The sequence below is a fragment of the Polynucleobacter sp. 35-46-11 genome, assembly GCF_002281105.1.
Genome location: NZ_NCFJ01000002.1, coordinates 13,430 through 30,751, shown reverse-complemented (window position 1 = coordinate 30,751; position 17,322 = coordinate 13,430). Strand labels below are relative to the sequence as shown.

Sequence of the window (17,322 nt, the reverse complement as noted above, 5' to 3'; positions counted from 1 at the left end):
TCATCCTAGATTCTGGCGAAGTAGTTGGTTCCGGAGGTGGCTAATTTCTTCAAGAAGATCAAGTGCTAACGCAACTCCAGGAGTATTCAGCTCCAGATCATGGGTAAGATGGGCAGCAGTCTTTGCGCGCCTGAGTGATTCTCCGCTAAAGCGCCAGTCTTCAGGGGATGAGCCGGCAGGACTAAGAACGCCCTCCGATACCCAAGACATGATGAGATCCTCAGGTGCACGTGTTGCTTGTGAAATTTCCACAATACTCATGTGTACCTCTTCTTCAACAACGCTACCTTCGATCCAGGTGATTTGTGTTTGTGTCATATTCATCATCCCTTCAGGTGGGTTCTGGGGTTGAAATCAAAAGCTTTCTCTAGTGTTTGATAGGCTTCTTTTTGCGCATCTGTTTCAGCATTCGGTACGACAATATTGGGCACTACGTATAAATCACCAGCCTCTTTACTTGGGATACCTTTTTCTTTTAGTCGCATCTTGCGACCGGTTGCCGTACCTGCTGGAATCTTTAATTCCAAAGTAGATCCTGCCGGAGTAGGTATATTAACGGTCGTTCCGAGTGCGGCTTCCCATGGCGATAACGGTAAATCAAGATACACATCTTTGCCATCCACGCGATAAATGGGGTTTGGATGGAAATCAATCTCGAGGTATAGATCGCCCGCACCACCTGTACCCATACCCGGACCACCTTGTCCAGCTAAGCGTAAGTTTTGCCCGGCCCTGATACCCTTAGGAATGCTGACATCGAGTTTGCGTTCTTGGGTGCTGACATGACCATTGCCATCCTGCATAGGCATATGCAGACTAATAGTGCGCTTGGCGCCGTTATAGGCATCGGCAAGGTCAATCAATATTTTGGCGTGATGATCTTGGCCTTTAAAGTTCATTCCTTGACGTGGGTTACCGCCTCGACCACCTTGCGTATGGCGGCCTCTGCCAAAAAGAGATTCAAAGAATTCACTCTGATCACCTTCATAGCCACCGCCAAAGCCACTATTGCCGCCACCAAAGTTGCCATCAGAATATTCAAATCCCTCGTTCCAGTTCGGTGGAGGCGTGAAATCCTGACCATTTTTCCAATTGGCGCCCATGCGATCGTATGCAGCGCGCTTCTCGGTATCTTTTAGTACGGAGTAGGCTTCGCCAACAGCTTTAAATTGTTCTTCTGCGCCAGCTTCTTTGTTTACGTCTGGATGATATTTGCGGGCCAGCTTGCGATAAGCTGCCTTGATCTCCGCTTCGGTTGCGCTACGCGCTACACCGAGTGTTTCGTAGTAGTCCCTGAATTTCATAATCCTAGTGAAGTCCCGATTGAATCAATATGCTTCATTCTACAATCCTCAGCAAACTTTTTTAGCTTCTTTTAGGTAAAGAAAAAGCGGGCATCAAGCCCGCTTCGTATCACCCTGAGCTTGAGGCTGGACTTAGCTCATTACTCCAATTTGCCAGGGCACGAATTCATAATCCCCAAGACCCAATAGCTCGCTTTTTGAGGCCTCACCAGATGCTGTTCTCAGAAAGAGTTCAAAAATACGTTGCCCCATTTCTTGGACTGAAACCGTACCATCCAAGATCTCACCGCAATTGATATCCATATCTTCGGTGAGTCGTTCATACATTGGTGTATTGGTAGCAAGTTTGATACAAGGCGCTGGCTTTGATCCAAACATAGACCCACGTCCGGTGGTGAATGCAATCAGGTTTGCGCCACCAGCAATTTGACCAGTTGCCGAAACTGGGTCAAACCCCGGTGTATCCATAAACACAAAGCCTTTAGCTGTTACAGGCTCTGCGTATCGATACACTTCCATTAAGGGGCCTGTGCCACCTTTCATAGAAGAGCCAAGTGACTTTTCGAAGATGTTGGCTAGACCACCAATTTGATTTCCAGGGCTAACTTGTCCATTGATTTGGACATCGCGACCCACGGAGTATTCATCTTTCCACCAGCGAATGCGTTGGATTAATTTCTCGCCAATTGCCTTGCTTGCAGCTCGACGAGTCAGCGTATGTTCAACGCCATAAATCTCTGGCGTTTCGGAGAGAATGCCTGTGCCACCATGGCACGACAAAATGTCAATTGCAGCGCCTAAGGCTGGGTTTGCGGTAATAGAGGAGAATCCATCGGATCCGCCACATTGCAGGCCAACGCACAAGTGGCTTGCAGAAACAGTCTGACGTTTCGCTTTATTAGCCTCTGGCAAAAGTGCTTTAACAGCTTCAATTCCGGCTTCAATTGTTTTGCGTGTACCACCGGTCTCTTGCATGATAAAAGTATGCAAAGTAGAGTTTTCTTGCAGAGATTCTTGCTCCATCAATCCTTTGAGTTGATTGCGTTCGCATCCCAATCCAATGATCAAAGCAGCGGCCAGGTTAGGGTGTTGTGCATACCCCGCCATGGTTCGGCGAAGTAGTTGCATCGGCTCACCACTCATCTCCATGCCACAACCAATACCATGGCTAAAAGCGACAACGCCATCAATATTTGGAAAATCTTTTAAACGTTCTGGCGTGAACCATTCTGCAATTTTGTTGACTACAGTTGCAGAGCAATTGACGGTAGATAGAATGCCAATGAAATTACGTGTGCCAACTTTTCCATTGGCACGTACGTAACCTTGGAAGGTGGCTCGCTCAGATTCTGGAAGTAGGGTGGTGGGTTTGTACTCGCTGGCATAGGCGTAGTCGCGATCGAATTCACGAAACTCGGTGTTGTGGCTGTGAACCATCATGCCGGGTTCAATATCAGTATTGGCAAATCCTACTGTCACGTTGTATTTCAGGATAGGTTCGCCCTTAAGAATTTTCTTTGTGGCAATTTTGTAGCCTGCAGGAACCTGGCTGCGGCTTGTGAAGTTCTCGCTAGCTACAACTTCACCGATACCAACGTCTATACGAGCAACAACAATATTGTCATTGGGATGCAGGCGAATGATTGGCCCGGCCAATTTTTTTTCAGATATTTCAATCATGTAATGCTTTCGGTAAATAGTTTTTATTGATTAGTCCATGCTCAACACATCAAAGGCTGCTTTCAGCCTTTTTGAATATGAATTTGAGGTCTGTTGAATTTCCTCAGGCGTCCATTTTCTGAAACCCTCACCAGCCTTCATGCCTGTCTTTCCCTCATTCATCAGTTGCACCACTTTTGGCGGTAGGGTAGTGATATTAGAAAGAGATGGGTAGATTTCCTTTGCTGCATTGGCCATGCCGTCCCAGCCAGAGATCTCTTTCTGAGTCATTGGCCCGACTGCTGCATAGCGAAAGCCAAAGCTATAACGCACAGCGTCATCAATATCTTCGGGACTTGCAATTCCCTCTTGCACAAGAGAGAGGGCCTCTCTCATCAAGGCATGCTGAATTCGATTTGCTAAAAATCCAGGTATATCCTTTTTAACCAGCACTGGTTTTTTATCAATAGCTTTATAAAGCTGACATACCTGTTCTGCAAATGCCGATCCTGTTTTTTCTCCCATCACAATCTCTACCAAAGGAACTACTTCTGCTGGCATAAAGTAGTGAGCCCCCATCATTCGGTTTGCAGTTTTCAGGTCAGTGGAGATTTTGGTAATTGGAAAGCCTGAGCTGTTACTCCCGATCGGTATGTGAGCTGGCACTTTGGTATCAAGGTAAGCAAAAATTTGTTTCTTTAATTCCAAATTTTCAGCAATGGTCTCAATTACCCAGGAGCAATCATCCCATCCTGCCCAGTCTTCCATGGTGCTGCTCGCTTGAGCTGCTTCGATGGTGGGCGCATCAAGCGCAGCATTCTCACCATGCAAGCCAATCTTGATTGCTAATTGAATAGCCTTTTTAAGACACTCGCTAGATTTCCCTTTACTTCTTCCCAATATTGCAACTGGGATGCTGTGAGAGATGAATCCCGCTGCAATTCCTGAGGCCATAGTTCCGGTGCCGATTACGGCTACATATTGACTCATGTTTTTATCTTATGCGGTTAAGTTTGGAAGGTCTTCAAGTTAATATTAATGATAAAGGTCAAAGACCAAAACTTCAGCATCCTTGCCATTGCTAATAGTGAGCTTATTCTCAGCTTCGATTAATAAAGCATCCCCTCCAGATAGGTGTATGTCATTGATGTCCAGGGAGCCTCTCACGAGGTGAATATAAGCTTTACGTTTTGGATCAAGGTCGAATTGCTGGGGTTGTGCATTGTTAAAAAATCCTGCGTACATTCTGGCATCGGCATGAATTTTGACTGCATTGCCCCCACCATCTGGCGAGGCAACCAGACAAAGCTTCCCTTGCTTTTCTTCGGGAGGAATGGATTTTTGCTCATAGCCTGGAGAGATCTCTGTGACATTGGGCTCAATCCAAATCTGCAGAAAATGGGTGCTTTGATCCTTGGCGTGATTGAACTCGCTATGAGTGACGCCAGAGCCAGCGCTCATGCGTTGAATGTCGCCAGGTGGAATACCTTTGACATTACCCATACTGTCCTCATGAGCCAATTCGCCAGATAAAACATAGCTAATGATTTCCATATTACGGTGGCTGTGCTTGCCAAAACCCATGCCTGCGGCGACCCGATCCTCATTGATCACCCTTAAATTGCCCCAACCCATAAATTGGGGGTTGTAATAACCCGCAAAAGAGAAGGAGTGAAAGCTTTTCAGCCAGCCATGGTCAGCGTAGCCACGGTCTTGAGATTTTCTAATGGTGAGCATGATGAGGGTCTTTTCTGGAGGGGGTAAGCCCATTATGATTAGCTTTTGACATATTTGCTGATTGGCCTTCCATGGGAAGTATCAAACAAGACGTACAAGAAACCTACCTAGGCCTCTATGAGACTGCACAGGAGAAATGGGGCGATTTTTCACAGTTTTTATCCGAGGCTTGGCCAATTCTAGCGTTCCTCCTTTTCGGCCTGGTGGGCATCTGGCTGTATGCCGATCCACCGCCACCAAGACACGTCACTATGGCTACTGGCACAGAAGGTGGGTCCTATGAATTGTTGGCGAGGAAATATGTTGAATACTTTGAGAAAAAGGGAATTAAGATTGAGCTGGTAAAAACAAAAGGCGCCCAAGAAAATCTGGAGCGTTTAGCCGACCGCAAGGATCCTTTGCAGGCTGCTTTCGTTCAGGCTGGTACCTTGAGTCCTAATGGCATCGCAGGCATCGCCTCATTGGGCGCAGTAGATTACGAGCCTATCTGGTTTTTTTATCGAGGCCCTGAAGCCAGGGCAAGCAATTTTGTAAAGGTGAGCAGCCAATTCGAGTATTTCTTAAAAGATACTGTATCGGTTGGCGCTGTTGGAAGCGGTACACATGCTCAAGCAATGCGCATATTGGACGTATCGGGTTTGAAAAAAGAAGCGCGCTTTCTCTACTTGCAAAATCATGAAGCTGTAAGCGCTCTTAAAAAAGGTAAAATTAATGCGGCTTTTTTAGTGGATGGCTATCTCTCAGAAAATGTTCAGGCCTTACTGAATGATCCAGCGATTCATTTGTCTGGATTTGAGCGGGCGCAGGCTTACTCTCATTTACTACCTTACCTACATATTTTGCAAGTACCTATAGGGGGTTTCAGCTTACCTCGCAACTATCCAGATCGTGAGGTGCAATTACTGGCAACGACTACTAATTTATTAATTGATGATCGTATGCACCCAGCCCTTCAATTTTTATTTCTTGAGGCATCCCATGAAATAAGTGGTAAAGCTAACTTTTTTGCGCGACGAGGTGAATTTCCTTTTTTTGGAAATACTCATTTTCCAGAGAGTCCAGTGGCGCTACATTATGAGAAGAATGGTTCGCCGTGGTTGATGAACTTTTTTCCATTCTGGCTAGCTGAAATCATCAACCGTTTAGTTTTTGTATTCTTACCATTCTGCGCCATTGCTTATCCAATACTAATTAGTCTCCCTGGTTATCGTAATAAACGGATGCATCGCAAGATTAACCAGCTATACGGAGTCCTTAAGACTTATGAGCAGGAATTGACGGGAAATTTTCAAGTTGAATCTAGGGATGAGTACCTTAAGAAGCTTGACTTGCTTGAATACCAAGCTCTGCAATTGAAGGTATCGAAAAGTATGGCAAGTGATTACTACGCTTTACGAACAAGTATTGATTACGTCCGAGGCTGTTTAAATCGTGGCGTTCACCCCTATCAAGCTCAGTCAGACTTTGGTGGCGTATAGTTTGCTAGTACTCATTAATTTGTAATTCTTATGAAACCTTACGATCACCCCGCTCGAAAACAGTTGCACGAAGAAGTGCATGCGCGCCCCCCAATAGCGCTCTGGCCAAATGAGAGGGTGTTATCGCAATCCTTTTTGCTAGATGCTAATTCTCGCCAGACTCAAATTGAGTGGATTCAAAAGCTAAGCGCTGCCTTGGGGATTCCCAATGATCATGACCAGGATCACTCTTTCAAGATACTCACTTTGGCGCCTGAGCCACAGAGGGTGCTGATTAAGTGGGAATTACATGGCGAATTTGCAACCATCGCAGCGATTACACATAATCCCGTCAAAATTACTGGACCACTGTTGGGGTCTCGACTGGCTCTTGAGAAAAGTTTGGATAAATTATTTCAAAGCCTAGGATGCCCAACTATTATTGAGGCAGGTGGTGAAAGAATTTCTGCATTAGATCTCGCATTTGAACATCGTCCACTATTTTCAGAGGCCCAGGAGGTGTCCGATATCTTTAGTGGAAATACAGTGCTCGGGAGTTATATCCTGCCGAGCAAGAAGGCTCAACTGTGGACGGATCTGCGTTTGGATGATGACGGCTTCATCTCTTACTTTATTCCGCATGATATTTTAGGTTCACGCCAGGCTGGCCGCGTAGCACGAGCAATTGCTGAAGCGGAAACCTATCGCATGGCAGCGATGATTGCATTCCCAGTAGCCAAGAGCCTATCAATGCCCTTGAGGAGTGCAGAGTCAGAATTAGCCGACTTATCTAAAAATATCTCCCAGTTACAAACTGAGTCCGGTGTTCATACTGAAAAGGATGGGCAGTTTTTGGGTGAGCTCTCTCATTTAGCCTCAAGGGCTGAGCAGTGGATCTCGGGATATGGGCTGCGCTTTACTGCTTCTGAGGCCTATAGCCAATTGCTCAGTAAGAACTTATACGAGCTAGCTGAATCTCCGATTCTGGGTGTGCAGTCTCTCTCGGAGTTTATGGATCGACGTTTTCAGCCAGCCATGGGTACCTGTATCTGGACCCAACGTAGATTAAAGGAGTTATCTGATCGCATTTCAAGAACAACGCAAACTTTGAGAACGCGTATTGAATTTGTGAATGAAGAGCAGACACAAAAATTACTCGCTAGTATGGATCAGCGAGCACGTTTGCAGCTGCGCTTACAGGAAACGGTGGAGAGTCTATCGGTCTTAGTGTTAACTTACTATGCGGTGAGCTTGTTGGCCTATGTCGCCAAAGGCGGAAAAGAAGCTGGCTTTGCTATTCACCCCGAAATTGTTGCTGCAATTGCCGCCCCAGTGGTGGCGGTTATCTTCTTGTTCATTAGTAAGCGAAGACGTAAGCGAATTTCTGAGATGGGTAAATCTCTGTAGACACTAAAAAAGAGGCCTTGGCCTCTTTTTTAGTGAGCGTATTGACTTTTAACCTAAGCTATCAGCCCAGATATTGTGTGCCCAGCCCCAGGCATATACACCTTCGAGAGTTGATGGGGCCGGAGAGAGACCACCGGCACCATGGACTGGCTCAAAGGTTTTCTTTGCTGCGTTGTACTGATGGACGCTGGCAACGTGCACTACTTCTCGATCATTCACAAAGCTATAGCAGGTGTTAGTTAGGACGGGTGCTGGATTGACTTCCCAGCCGCTCAACTCCGCAACGATCGCTGCTGCTGCCACCTTGCCGTGCTGATTTGCCATATGGCCTGATTTTGGCATAGCCGGCGCAATTTGAATGGAGTCACCCAATACGTGGATATCTTTTTGAGCAGTTGATTCAAAGTTGAGGAAGTTCACATTCACCCAACGACCATTGGAGTTTGCCAATCCAGTCTTAATTGCGATTTCACCAGATGACATTTGTGGCAAAACATTCAGCACATCAGCCTTAACATCATCCTCAACTTCGAGTTTAAGTGTTTTGGTTTTTGCGTCCACGCCAACTACATTACTCTTTGGTCGGTACTCAATGATTCCGGCGTATTGCTCAGCCCAAACCTTCTTGAATAATGCCCCCTTAGAGGTCACATCTTGGTTAGCATCCAAAATTAATACCTTACCCTTAGGGTTGTGCTGCTTAAGGTAATTTGCTACTTGACAAGCACGCTCATAAGGGCCGGGAGGGCAGCGATATGGGGCCTCTGGAATAGTAATTGCAAAAGTACCGCCCTCACGCATGGCAGCGATTTGCTTATGTAGGGCAACTGTTTCTGGCCCTGCTTTCCATGCTTGAAGAGTTACGCCATCTTTGTTGGCTTGCGCAAGACCTTCAATACTTTTGAAATTGAGTGACACACCAGGAGATACGACTACTTTGTCGTAGCGTAAAGTTTTTCCGGAAGCGAGAGTCACCATTTTCTTATCTGGATCAATGCTACTCACACTATCTTGAATAATCTTGATGCCATGACGCTTACTCAATGTGTCGTAAGGGGAGGTAATTTCAGCTAAATTTCTTGATCCACCAATAACCAAATTAGACATTGGGCAAGAAATAAAAGAGGTATTGGGCTCAATCAGGGTTACTCGAGCAGTGTTGTTGGAGAACAAGCGCAAATACTTCGCAGCAGTTGCGCCACCATAGCCGCCACCAATCACTAGGATTTCTGCTTTTTGTAGATTAACTGCTTTGGCTTGGCTTGAAAAACCTGCAAGCAGGCCTAAGGCTGCAGCGCTCTGACCTATAAAATGTCGACGATCCATGGCGCCTCCTTATTGTTTCTTGCCAAGTTGATTGGCAATAGTATTGAGTTGTTCATCGGTATAGCCTTTTGCTAGTTGGGGCATGATCGTGCCCACTAGCGTGCCACCCTTATAAGCTTTGAGTTTAGTGAGCATCTCTTGGCTGGTGAGGTTATTGATGAGTGGCATACCACCATCAACTACGCCTTTGCCATCAGTGCCGTGACAATTGGCGCAGGTTGCAGCCAGGCCGCGTTTATAGAGTTGGTCGGCAGTTTGCCCAAGACTTAGTCCGCTCCACTGGCTCAAGCCAATCAGGGTGCTGGCCACCAAAATGGGTTTTAAATACTTCGTTCGCATAGGAATAGTCTCCGTCATACATACAGCTGTTCTAAGAATGATGCTAATAAACCCTATCTTAATCAGATAGGGTGGGGATTAGTGGTTTTACTTAGATGGATTTTTAATAAGCTTAGAGTCATAAACGAGGGTAATGACCTTAATAGTTTTTAGCATTTAACCCCAGGACCTATAAACTAGCGATATGCTTGGCTCTTTTACTTATCGAAATACATTTTTTATCCTACTTCTAGGCGTATTCACTTATCTATATGGTTTAGATAGTCGCTTTGCGCCCAAGAATGGTGATGAGTATCCCTACATGCATATCGTAAGGATGACTGCCGATGCTGGGGCTTGGTTACCTCTACAGTCTGAGATGGACGGCATCAAAAATACCAAACCACCCTTAGTATTTTGGGAGGGGATTGCTAGTACAAGCTGGGGGCGCACCTGGACACTCTTAGCACTACGTTGGCCTAGTGTTTTATATACCGGTTTAACGGCATTTTTCTTGTTTTTTGCCGTGGCTCGTTTCAGCGGCAAAAAACAGACGGGCTTGGTAGCAGCGCTAGTATGGCTTTCCTTTTTTGCGACCTATCGCTATGGCCGACCTTTTTTGACTGACCCCCCTGAGGTGTTTTGGTTGAGTTTGCCATTCTTTGCCTTGCTCTATTGGGGTAAAGCTGCCTTTGAATCCAAGCTTTTGTTCCCGGCGTTAGCTGGCGCTTCTTTTGGCATGGCATTGCTGTCAAAGTCTTTTGCTTATATTGTTCCAGCTGCATTTGCTTTGAGCTTGTTTTACTGGCGCTGGCGTGAGTGGAGCATCCCCAAGGTCTTACTGCAAGACTTATATAAAGTAATTTTGATTGTCATTCTGTCGTTGGCTGTCTTTGCTCTGTGGTTTGCGCTCGACCCATTTCCGGAGGCCGTCTGGAAAGAATTTGTGCTTGGTGAGAATGCGGGTAAGTTCGAGCCACGCAGCTCCAACTATCTTTTAGATTTAGTCCGTGGCGGCGACAGCATTTGGATGTTGGCTTTAACGACTCTTGCTAATGCTGGGTTATTTACCTTCGTATTGATTTCTGCATTAATGCAATGTTGGCGAGAGCGCCGTTTTATATCTCTTGAAGAAGGCTTGCTACTACTTTTGATATTAGCTTTTTTCATTGTATTTAGTTTGCCAAGCCAGCGCTCTGGCCGCTATCTATTGCCGGTGATGCCAGCATTTGCTGCATTGATTGCCGTGTACTGGGATCGCTTGCCTTTATGGGGATTTCGGATTGCATTGGTTTTGCAGCTGATCTTATTTTCTGCGCTCACTTGGGTTGGGGGTAACTTACAGCTATCAAACTTCTTGGGTCAGACCAGCATCTGGAATTATTCTCCTTGGCACTGGGGATTTATGGGAACCTCAATTGCCTTAATACTGCTCGGCATATTCAATCGAGAGCGTAGCAAGACGATCGCTTTGGCTGGATGCTTTCTATGCTACTGCGCGCTAACTAGCAGCCTATCTCCTTTGGAGGGTTCTTTGGGTCGGTATTCACAAAGCACTATTCAGGATGTTGCAGGAAAAGATGTTTGGGTGCCTTGTGACTACCGAGCCAAGGATGAGGAGTATCGACTCTTATTGCCGGGGGCGGTATTGCACGGATATTTGGCAAAGGATGCTGGCCAAATTAATTTGCTGACTAGCGCTTACCCATTAGTAGCGGTGCAGTCGCCGATAGGTGCGGAGCTCGCACTATGTGAATCTTGCAAGGTAGTGGGTAAGCGTATGGAAATGCGAGCCCGTCATTCAGATGCTGAGATTCAGGCGATACTCAGAGGTCATATTGGAGAGCACCTATTTGTGAATGAATATTTAATTTCTACGCCAACAACGATTGAGTTGCCATTGGTGGGTAAGGATGCTTGTCGATGAGTCGTGTGATTGCTTTTTGTTTTTTATTGCTAGCTTCAGTACTAGGCTACTTACACATTGATAGTCGTCCTGTGTGGGCACCATTTGCAGGTGATCACCCTGTGTATAGCGCAAGCCAATCGGATGAGGCTTTAGAGCCAACTGAGCTCAGTAAACCGGTAAAGAATCTCAAAAATACTGCGCCCGTAAAACTCGCTCCACCAAGTCTGCGGATCGATTGGCTGCCTGATACCGAAGCCCCATCAGTACATGCGGCCTCATTAATCTCACTCAAGGATGGTGGAGTGAGAGCTTTCTGGTTTGCGGGAAGTCGAGAGGGTGCGCCAGACGTAGTTATTAATACATCCGTTTTTGATCCCCATACATTCAGATGGAGTGCCCCTACTGTTGTAATGGATCGCGTCAGTGCAGAGAAGGGGCTGTCCCGCTATATTGCCAAGCTAGGTAACCCCGTGCCGGCAAGAATGGCTGATGGTCGCATGCAGTTATTTTTTGTGACTGTATCTATTGGTGGTTGGGCAGGCAGCTCAATATCTTCAGTGATTTCAGATGATGAGGGTTTAACTTGGGATCGGCCTCAGAGACTCATTAGTTCTCCATTGATTAACCTGAGCACCTTGGTGAAGTCTCCAGCGCTTACATTTGCGGATGGACGTCTTGGTCTGCCGGGATATCACGAGTGGATTGGCCGCTTTGGTGAGTTCCTTAGAATTGAGGCGAGTCAGGTCATTGATAAGCGACGTATGAGTTCGGGTAGAGGGGCGATTCAGCCTGTTGTCTTTACTGATGGACAGCAAGAGGCAAGTGCTTTTTTTCGCCAAACTCGATCAAGCTCTCAGCCCAAGCAAATTCCGGTCAGTGAAACTAGGGATGCTGGGCAGTCTTGGTCAATCGCAAAAGATCTTGAGATTGCTAACCCCAATTCTGCTGTTGCAGCGCTCACTCTAGTCAACGGTACTAGATTGATGGTGCTCAATAATATTGAGGCAGGGCGCTATCGCCTGGTAATGGTGATGCGTGAATCAAACTCCACCCAATGGAAGGTGATACAGGTAGTTGAAGATGATGAGTCCTTGGTCAACGATCTGCATCGAGAGTTCTCCTATCCGTATTTAATTTCCGCCAACGGCCAAGATGCTCATCTTGTCTATACCTGGGATAGAAAAAAGATTAAGCATGTTTATTTCCCAGTGAACTGGTTCAAGCATGCTAGCAATCTCAAGGAAAAGGAAGTGCAATGATGGTCTCATACTTACAAATCATCGCTTTACTTGAGATGTCGCTTACTTGTGCGGTAGTGCTCATTATTCTCTTGCAAAAAGTATCCAAAACAGAGATCCCATTTGCAATCCGCTTGGTTGCAGTCTTCTTGCTCGGGAATCTACTCTTCTGGCCATTGGGGATGTCGCTTGAATTACCTTTATCCGCCTACGTGCGCGGTGTTACTGGTGAACTTAGTATTGTGACTATGCTCTTGCTGTGGAGCTCCATACTGCCTGCCGCTAAAAAGACGCCGTTTGGATTTAAAGTGCCATTGGCGCTGATTGCGATTGCGTTCTATCCTTTGGCTCTTGGTGTCGGAATGATCGACCCTTATGCATGGGGTTATGGCTCTATTGCATTCTTAATTACCGTTATTCTCTTTGCCATTGTTTGCGGTCTGGCTGGTTGGACCAAAGGTGTTTGGATTATTTCTTTTGCGATCATTGCCTGGTCGGCTCATTGGCATGAATCTGCCAACCTTTGGGACTATCTACTAGATCCCTTCTTGGCGATCTGGGCCCTGATCGCCATTTCAAATGCGATTTATCTCAAGCGTCGTGAAAAGGCGCAGTCAGGCTATCTGTTTAGGGCGGGCTGATGATTGCTTAGATGGTTACTCTGTAAATTTTAGGTAACAAAAAAGCCAGCAGATCGCTGGCTTTTTTGTTGACTGTTATTCCAAGAATTAATCTGGAATATTAGCTTTACGGATGACTGGACCCCAGACGTTGATTTCTTTCTCAAGATGATCTTTGAGGCCTTTGGAAGATACTTTATCCATTGACACAATATCAATATTGGAATCATTCAAACGTTTTTGAACATCAGGGGAGTTCAACGCCTTCTTGAGGGCGGCATTGAGTTTGTCCAAGACTGGTTGTGGAAGACCTTTTGGAGCATACACACCGTGCCAAACTTTAACTTCAAAGCCTTTGAGGCCCTGTTCGTTCAAAGTTGGAACGTTAGGAATTGCAGGCAAACGCTTCATGGTTGTTGTACCAAATGCTTTTACACGACCATCCTTGATGTAAGGAATAGTTTGTGTAGTTTGGTCGCACAAGAGGTCAACCTGACCGCCCAAGAGGTCTGTCAAAGCAGGGCCAGTTCCTTTGTAAGGAATATTGGTCAACTTAACACCTAAACGACTTTGGAACAGCAGGCCACACAGTTGTGACACTGCGCCAGGACCAGCGTTAGCCATAGTCACTTTTGAGCCGTTAGCCTTGATGTAGGCTTCGAGTTCTTTGAAGTTGTTTGCTGGCAAATCTTTTTTACCGAGCAATACCATTGGAACGTCCGCCACTTGACCGATGTAATCAAAGCTGGTCATTGGATCGTAAGGGAGCTTGTCGTACAACGCTTGCGCTGTAGCCATACCCATGTGGTGAATATAGATCGTGTAGCCATCTGGAGCTGCGCGAGATACCTTAGTTGTGGCAATTGTGCCGCCGGCACCAGGTACGTTTTCCACAACAACTGTTTGACCGAGTGCTTGACCCATTGGCACTGCAATTAAGCGCGCGATAGAGTCAGTTGGTCCACCAGCTGCAAAAGGAACAATCAAGGAAATGGATTTTGTTGGCCAGTCTTTTTGGGCTGATGCAATATTGCTGCCCAATAAAGTGCTGGCGCTCACAACTGCAGCAATTCCAGCGAAAAGGGTTTTCTTTAATTTCATTTAAGTCTCCGTTAATGTTTGAAGCAGAATGATTTTGCCACTTTTAATAACTATCGGCTTCAGGGTTTACCAGCAATGGCTAGGGTTCTTTGGGCTAATAAGACGACTGGACGGTCAATCATGCGACCATCTAGCTTGACCGCGCCACCTTTAGATGCTTTGTCGGCCTCAATGACGCGATGCGCCCAAGAGACCTCGGCAGCAGTAGGCATAAAGGAATCCTTAACCAGGGAAACCTGCTTTGGATGAATACAAAGCTTGCCACCAAACCCCATTCTTTTGGCGCGTTCAGCATCATCTGTGATGCGCTCAATATTGTCGGTAGAGGGGGTAACCCCATCAATTGGAGGGGCAATTTGAGCCAGGCGGGATGCCAGCACAATCTGAAAGCGCGCTGTTTGCAGTTCAGTTTCTTGTGCGTCACACACCATCCCTAGGTCAGCCTGTAAATCAATATTGCCTAAAGCCAGACGTAGGACTTGTTCAGAGTTTGCAATTTCATTGAGGCGATCAAGACCAATGGCAGTCTCAATCATTGGAATGATTGCTGTATTTGGCAGGATTTGTGCTGCACCATTAATTTGGTCGAGGGATTCACTCTTTGGAATAAGTATGCATGCCACATCCAACTCTTGGACCAAGATCAGGTCTGCCGCATAAAAATGACTGCCAGGAGAATTCGAGCGAATGATCAGTCGCTTTATTTGCTCTGCAGTAAATGTAGGCCAAGCAGCTCGTATTGCTGCTCGGGCCGATTCCTTATCTTCCTCAGCTACCGCATCCTCTAAATCGATGATCACGCCATCAGCACCACTATCGAGCGCCTTGGTAAAACGCTCTGGGCGTGTTCCGGGAACAAATAAGAAGGTGCTACTAAAGCCGATGGGTGTATCAAGTGGGTTCATGTGTAGGGTTTTATTGAATATGAAGCAAAGAAGAAAACAAGCGGCTGACAGTTATGAGATTAATAGACCTATCTTGGCCTCTTTGCGAATATTCCACAAGCGTTCAATTGCGATACTCATCTCGCTTGGCGTTGCGCCACCGCTAAATGCAGCTAGTCGCATAGCTTTATCCGTAATCTCAGCGCGACTAAGTGTATTTCCAGGATCGCCCTTAGGTTCATCAACGCGACCCTCTAAGACATCACCATTCTGTAAATACAATTTGACTTTACCGATCCAGCGTTGGGGATAAGCGCTATCGACTTCTGGATCTAAGATCATGGTGACGCGATCACGGAATGCGCAAATCACTTGATCATGAAAATGTTGATCAAACTCTTGTAGACCAGCAAATCGATAGTGAGCAATTAAGGCTAATACAGTCCCCATCGAGAACTTAGATTGGTGCACGGTGGCTGGATCAGTTACTGGGCCCAATACATCAATTGCACCTTGATGAACTAAGGTTTCTACTTTAGCGATATCATTAGGCTTGAGATGGTGCTTCAGCATGACTTGTAATAAAGCATCTGCAGCAGGGTGAGTATGGCGACATGAGGCGTGATACTTAAAGCTCGTCTCAGCAATAGTCCAGCGACTACCTAATCGATCAATTAACTTGCTAGGGTCTGCATCACTGGACATACCAGCCGCCAAACCTTGTTTGCCTTCCAAAATATGTTCAGCACCAGTGAAGCCCGATTGCGCCAAGTAGGCTGACATCAAGCCGGTTGAGGAGGCATGCGCAGTATGGAGTTGCTTGGAGTCGGCGGCATCGCGTAGGAATTCCCAGAGGCCGGCGGATTGTGTGCCCGCAGAACCAAAGGCATGCAGCATTTGGTTTGGGTTGAGTTTGAGAAGATGACCTACAGCAGCGGCAGCTGCTAGGGTGCCAGCAGTACCTGTGGTGTGAAATGTTTTGTAATGCGAGCGACCCAAAAATTCACCAACCCGAATGCCGACTTCATAGCCCACAACAGTAGCTACTAGAAGATCTTCCCCTGAGGCGCCAATTGTTTGTGCTGTTGCTAGTGCCGCAGGAAATACCACGGTAGCTGGATGAAAGACGGAGCCATTGTGAACATCATCTTGTTCAGCAACGTGGGAGGCTGCTGCATTTGCCAGTACAGCCAAGAAAGGGCTCGAGCTCTTGCGGCTAATCAGGATTTCAGCGGAGCCAGGATTGGCCGCATTAAAGCCGCCCATGCTTTGCGCAAACTGAGTGATGGTCTCTACTGGACGCGAACCTTTACCAGCAATTGCAGAGCCAAACCAATCAACCAGTAAATCCTCAGTACGCGCAATGACTTCTTCGGGAATGTCACTAATTGTTAATTCAGCAGCAAATGTGGCTAAGGCTTTGGATAAATGCGAAGTAGTCATTGATAAAAATTCCCTAAACTAAAACTGCAGTGGCTTGCATGGTGAGCCAGCCTTCATGATCTTCGGCCCATATGGAGATTGTTTTTCCGGAAGGATCTTTCTCGAGATCGGGTTTGGCGCTGACTTTAAAGATATTGATATCAAAGGTTGGGCGAATGGCGCGGAATTCAAAGTTCTTTAACTTACAGCCCGGAATGCTTTGACGCACAAGATCAACTAAGAGAGTTGCGATTAATGGGCCGTGAACAATTAAGCCAGGGTAGCCCTCTACCTCGGTAACGTATTGGCGATCGTAATGAATGCGATGGCCATTAAATGTCAGTGCTGAGTAACGAAATAACAAGACATCATCAGGAGTAATTGTTTTGGACCAGGTGGCACCGGTGGGTGCGGGTGTGGGTGCAACTGGCTTGTCATCGGGTCCTGGTGCATCGCGATACACAATGTCGTGCTCTTCAATGAGAGCAAGGCCATTCTGATTGGAAATTTCATGTTTCACCAATACAAAAATGAGATCACCAGTACGACCTGCTTTGTGTGTCACAGATTCGATTCTAGAGACACGTTCGATTTCATCTCCAACAGCAAGTGGAGCTAGCCACTCAACTCGACTACCTGCCCACATGCGGCGCGGCAGTGGTACGGGGGGCAAAAAGCCGCCACGCTTAGGATGGCCGTCAGGACCGATTTCTGATTGAAGGGCGCAGGGCAAGAAGTAAAGCCAATGCCATAGCTCTGGCAGAATGGTTCCGTCGTTGGGGGCAGGATCGGGTCGATCCAGCGTTGCCGATAAAGCCTTGACGGGCGCTGCTGTAACAATATCTTGAAGGATCTCGGTTTTACCGAGCCATTCTTGAAGATGGGTGATAGTTTGAGGTTCGATTCGCATAACTTACATTATGCCAATTTCGGCTCCAAA

Annotated in this window: 16 protein-coding genes; 5 read left to right on the top strand and 11 right to left on the bottom strand. The window is 46.6% G+C overall.

The genetic code is table 11. From position 1 onward, the window contains the following. From B7Y67_RS00660 to B7Y67_RS00640, 5 genes are all read right to left on the bottom strand, one after another. On the bottom strand, positions 1–318 hold the full coding sequence (locus tag B7Y67_RS00660; protein ID WP_293596834.1) for a chaperone modulator CbpM: 318 nt from the start codon (positions 316–318) through the stop codon (positions 1–3). A 5-nt stretch (positions 319–323) separates the two neighbouring features. After that, on the bottom strand, positions 324–1,304 hold the full coding sequence (locus B7Y67_RS00655; protein WP_293596833.1) for a DnaJ C-terminal domain-containing protein: 981 nt from the start codon (positions 1,302–1,304) through the stop codon (positions 324–326). A 132-nt stretch (positions 1,305–1,436) separates the two neighbouring features. Next, positions 1,437–2,984 (bottom strand): UxaA family hydrolase, encoded by a 1,548-nt coding sequence (locus B7Y67_RS00650; protein WP_293596832.1) that lies wholly within the window; start codon positions 2,982–2,984, stop codon positions 1,437–1,439. A 30-nt stretch (positions 2,985–3,014) separates the two neighbouring features. Then, the gene (locus B7Y67_RS00645) at positions 3,015–3,953 is read right to left on the bottom strand and encodes a 3-hydroxyacyl-CoA dehydrogenase NAD-binding domain-containing protein (protein WP_293596831.1); all 939 of its coding nucleotides are present in this window, start codon (positions 3,951–3,953) and stop codon (positions 3,015–3,017) included. Between the two features lie 45 nt (positions 3,954–3,998). Further along, the gene (locus B7Y67_RS00640; protein WP_293596851.1) at positions 3,999–4,700 is read right to left on the bottom strand and encodes a pirin family protein; all 702 of its coding nucleotides are present in this window, start codon (positions 4,698–4,700) and stop codon (positions 3,999–4,001) included. 71 nt (positions 4,701–4,771) lie between these two features. Between B7Y67_RS00640 and B7Y67_RS00635 the strand changes: the two genes are divergently transcribed. Together B7Y67_RS00635 and B7Y67_RS00630 are read left to right on the top strand one after the other, a co-directional pair. Further along, positions 4,772–6,178, top strand: a complete 1,407-nt coding sequence (locus B7Y67_RS00635; protein WP_293596830.1) for a TAXI family TRAP transporter solute-binding subunit — start codon at positions 4,772–4,774, stop codon at positions 6,176–6,178. Between the two features lie 30 nt (positions 6,179–6,208). Further along, positions 6,209–7,564 (top strand): DUF3422 domain-containing protein, encoded by a 1,356-nt coding sequence (locus B7Y67_RS00630; RefSeq protein ID WP_293596829.1) that lies wholly within the window; start codon positions 6,209–6,211, stop codon positions 7,562–7,564. Positions 7,565–7,612: 48 nt separating this feature from the next. Here B7Y67_RS00630 and B7Y67_RS00625 read toward each other — a convergent pair whose 3' ends face one another. Together B7Y67_RS00625 and B7Y67_RS00620 are read right to left on the bottom strand one after the other, a co-directional pair. Beyond that, on the bottom strand, positions 7,613–8,890 hold the full coding sequence (locus B7Y67_RS00625) for an NAD(P)/FAD-dependent oxidoreductase (RefSeq protein WP_293596828.1): 1,278 nt from the start codon (positions 8,888–8,890) through the stop codon (positions 7,613–7,615). Positions 8,891–8,899: 9 nt separating this feature from the next. Then, complete coding sequence (locus B7Y67_RS00620) at positions 8,900–9,229, bottom strand: c-type cytochrome (protein ID WP_293596827.1); 330 nt, start codon at positions 9,227–9,229, stop codon at positions 8,900–8,902. A gap of 184 nt (positions 9,230–9,413) precedes the next feature. On the opposite strand from B7Y67_RS00620, the gene B7Y67_RS00615 reads away from it, so the two are divergent. From B7Y67_RS00615 to B7Y67_RS00605, 3 genes are read left to right on the top strand one after another with little or no spacing between them, the layout of a single operon-like run. Further along, positions 9,414–11,135: a phospholipid carrier-dependent glycosyltransferase gene (locus B7Y67_RS00615; protein WP_293596826.1), complete on the top strand. Its 1,722-nt coding sequence runs from the start codon at positions 9,414–9,416 to the stop codon at positions 11,133–11,135. Further along, on the top strand, positions 11,132–12,376 hold the full coding sequence (locus tag B7Y67_RS00610; RefSeq protein ID WP_293596825.1) for an exo-alpha-sialidase: 1,245 nt from the start codon (positions 11,132–11,134) through the stop codon (positions 12,374–12,376). The genes B7Y67_RS00615 and B7Y67_RS00610 overlap by 4 nt, the downstream gene beginning before the upstream one ends. Then, positions 12,373–12,996: a hypothetical protein gene (locus B7Y67_RS00605; protein ID WP_293596824.1), complete on the top strand. Its 624-nt coding sequence runs from the start codon at positions 12,373–12,375 to the stop codon at positions 12,994–12,996. The genes B7Y67_RS00610 and B7Y67_RS00605 overlap by 4 nt, the downstream gene beginning before the upstream one ends. A gap of 87 nt (positions 12,997–13,083) precedes the next feature. Here B7Y67_RS00605 and B7Y67_RS00600 read toward each other — a convergent pair whose 3' ends face one another. Genes B7Y67_RS00600 through B7Y67_RS00585 form a run of 4 tightly spaced genes read right to left on the bottom strand, consistent with a single transcriptional unit; the run spans position 13,084 to position 17,292 of the window. After that, the gene (locus B7Y67_RS00600; RefSeq protein ID WP_293596823.1) at positions 13,084–14,076 is read right to left on the bottom strand and encodes a tripartite tricarboxylate transporter substrate binding protein; all 993 of its coding nucleotides are present in this window, start codon (positions 14,074–14,076) and stop codon (positions 13,084–13,086) included. Positions 14,077–14,135: 59 nt separating this feature from the next. Next, entirely contained in the window at positions 14,136–14,981 is an 846-nt protein-coding gene (locus B7Y67_RS00595; protein ID WP_293596822.1) for a CoA ester lyase, read from the bottom strand. 51 nt (positions 14,982–15,032) lie between these two features. Further along, positions 15,033–16,403 (bottom strand): MmgE/PrpD family protein, encoded by a 1,371-nt coding sequence (locus tag B7Y67_RS00590; RefSeq protein ID WP_293596821.1) that lies wholly within the window; start codon positions 16,401–16,403, stop codon positions 15,033–15,035. A gap of 13 nt (positions 16,404–16,416) precedes the next feature. Beyond that, on the bottom strand, positions 16,417–17,292 hold the full coding sequence (locus B7Y67_RS00585; protein WP_293596820.1) for a MaoC family dehydratase N-terminal domain-containing protein: 876 nt from the start codon (positions 17,290–17,292) through the stop codon (positions 16,417–16,419). Positions 17,293–17,322: the final 30 nt, after the last annotated feature.

What these genes read in the sequence shown, in the direction of transcription:
- B7Y67_RS00600 (WP_293596823.1), bottom strand. Translation starts at nt 14,076, where the DNA reads ATGAAATTAAAGAAAACCCTTTTCGCTGGAATTGCTGCAGTTGTGAGC.
- B7Y67_RS00605 (WP_293596824.1), top strand. Translation starts at nt 12,373, where the DNA reads ATGATGGTCTCATACTTACAAATCATCGCTTTACTTGAGATGTCGCTT.
- B7Y67_RS00655 (WP_293596833.1), bottom strand. Translation starts at nt 1,304, where the DNA reads ATGAAATTCAGGGACTACTACGAAACACTCGGTGTAGCGCGTAGCGCA.
- B7Y67_RS00660 (WP_293596834.1), bottom strand. Translation starts at nt 318, where the DNA reads ATGACACAAACACAAATCACCTGGATCGAAGGTAGCGTTGTTGAAGAA.
- B7Y67_RS00595 (WP_293596822.1), bottom strand. Translation starts at nt 14,981, where the DNA reads ATGAACCCACTTGATACACCCATCGGCTTTAGTAGCACCTTCTTATTT.
- B7Y67_RS00615 (WP_293596826.1), top strand. Translation starts at nt 9,414, where the DNA reads ATGCTTGGCTCTTTTACTTATCGAAATACATTTTTTATCCTACTTCTA.
- B7Y67_RS00585 (WP_293596820.1), bottom strand. Translation starts at nt 17,292, where the DNA reads ATGCGAATCGAACCTCAAACTATCACCCATCTTCAAGAATGGCTCGGT.
- B7Y67_RS00635 (WP_293596830.1), top strand. Translation starts at nt 4,772, where the DNA reads ATGGGAAGTATCAAACAAGACGTACAAGAAACCTACCTAGGCCTCTAT.
- B7Y67_RS00625 (WP_293596828.1), bottom strand. Translation starts at nt 8,890, where the DNA reads ATGGATCGTCGACATTTTATAGGTCAGAGCGCTGCAGCCTTAGGCCTG.
- B7Y67_RS00610 (WP_293596825.1), top strand. Translation starts at nt 11,132, where the DNA reads ATGAGTCGTGTGATTGCTTTTTGTTTTTTATTGCTAGCTTCAGTACTA.
- B7Y67_RS00620 (WP_293596827.1), bottom strand. Translation starts at nt 9,229, where the DNA reads ATGCGAACGAAGTATTTAAAACCCATTTTGGTGGCCAGCACCCTGATT.
- B7Y67_RS00645 (WP_293596831.1), bottom strand. Translation starts at nt 3,953, where the DNA reads ATGAGTCAATATGTAGCCGTAATCGGCACCGGAACTATGGCCTCAGGA.
- B7Y67_RS00650 (WP_293596832.1), bottom strand. Translation starts at nt 2,984, where the DNA reads ATGATTGAAATATCTGAAAAAAAATTGGCCGGGCCAATCATTCGCCTG.
- B7Y67_RS00590 (WP_293596821.1), bottom strand. Translation starts at nt 16,403, where the DNA reads ATGACTACTTCGCATTTATCCAAAGCCTTAGCCACATTTGCTGCTGAA.
- B7Y67_RS00640 (WP_293596851.1), bottom strand. Translation starts at nt 4,700, where the DNA reads ATGCTCACCATTAGAAAATCTCAAGACCGTGGCTACGCTGACCATGGC.
- B7Y67_RS00630 (WP_293596829.1), top strand. Translation starts at nt 6,209, where the DNA reads ATGAAACCTTACGATCACCCCGCTCGAAAACAGTTGCACGAAGAAGTG.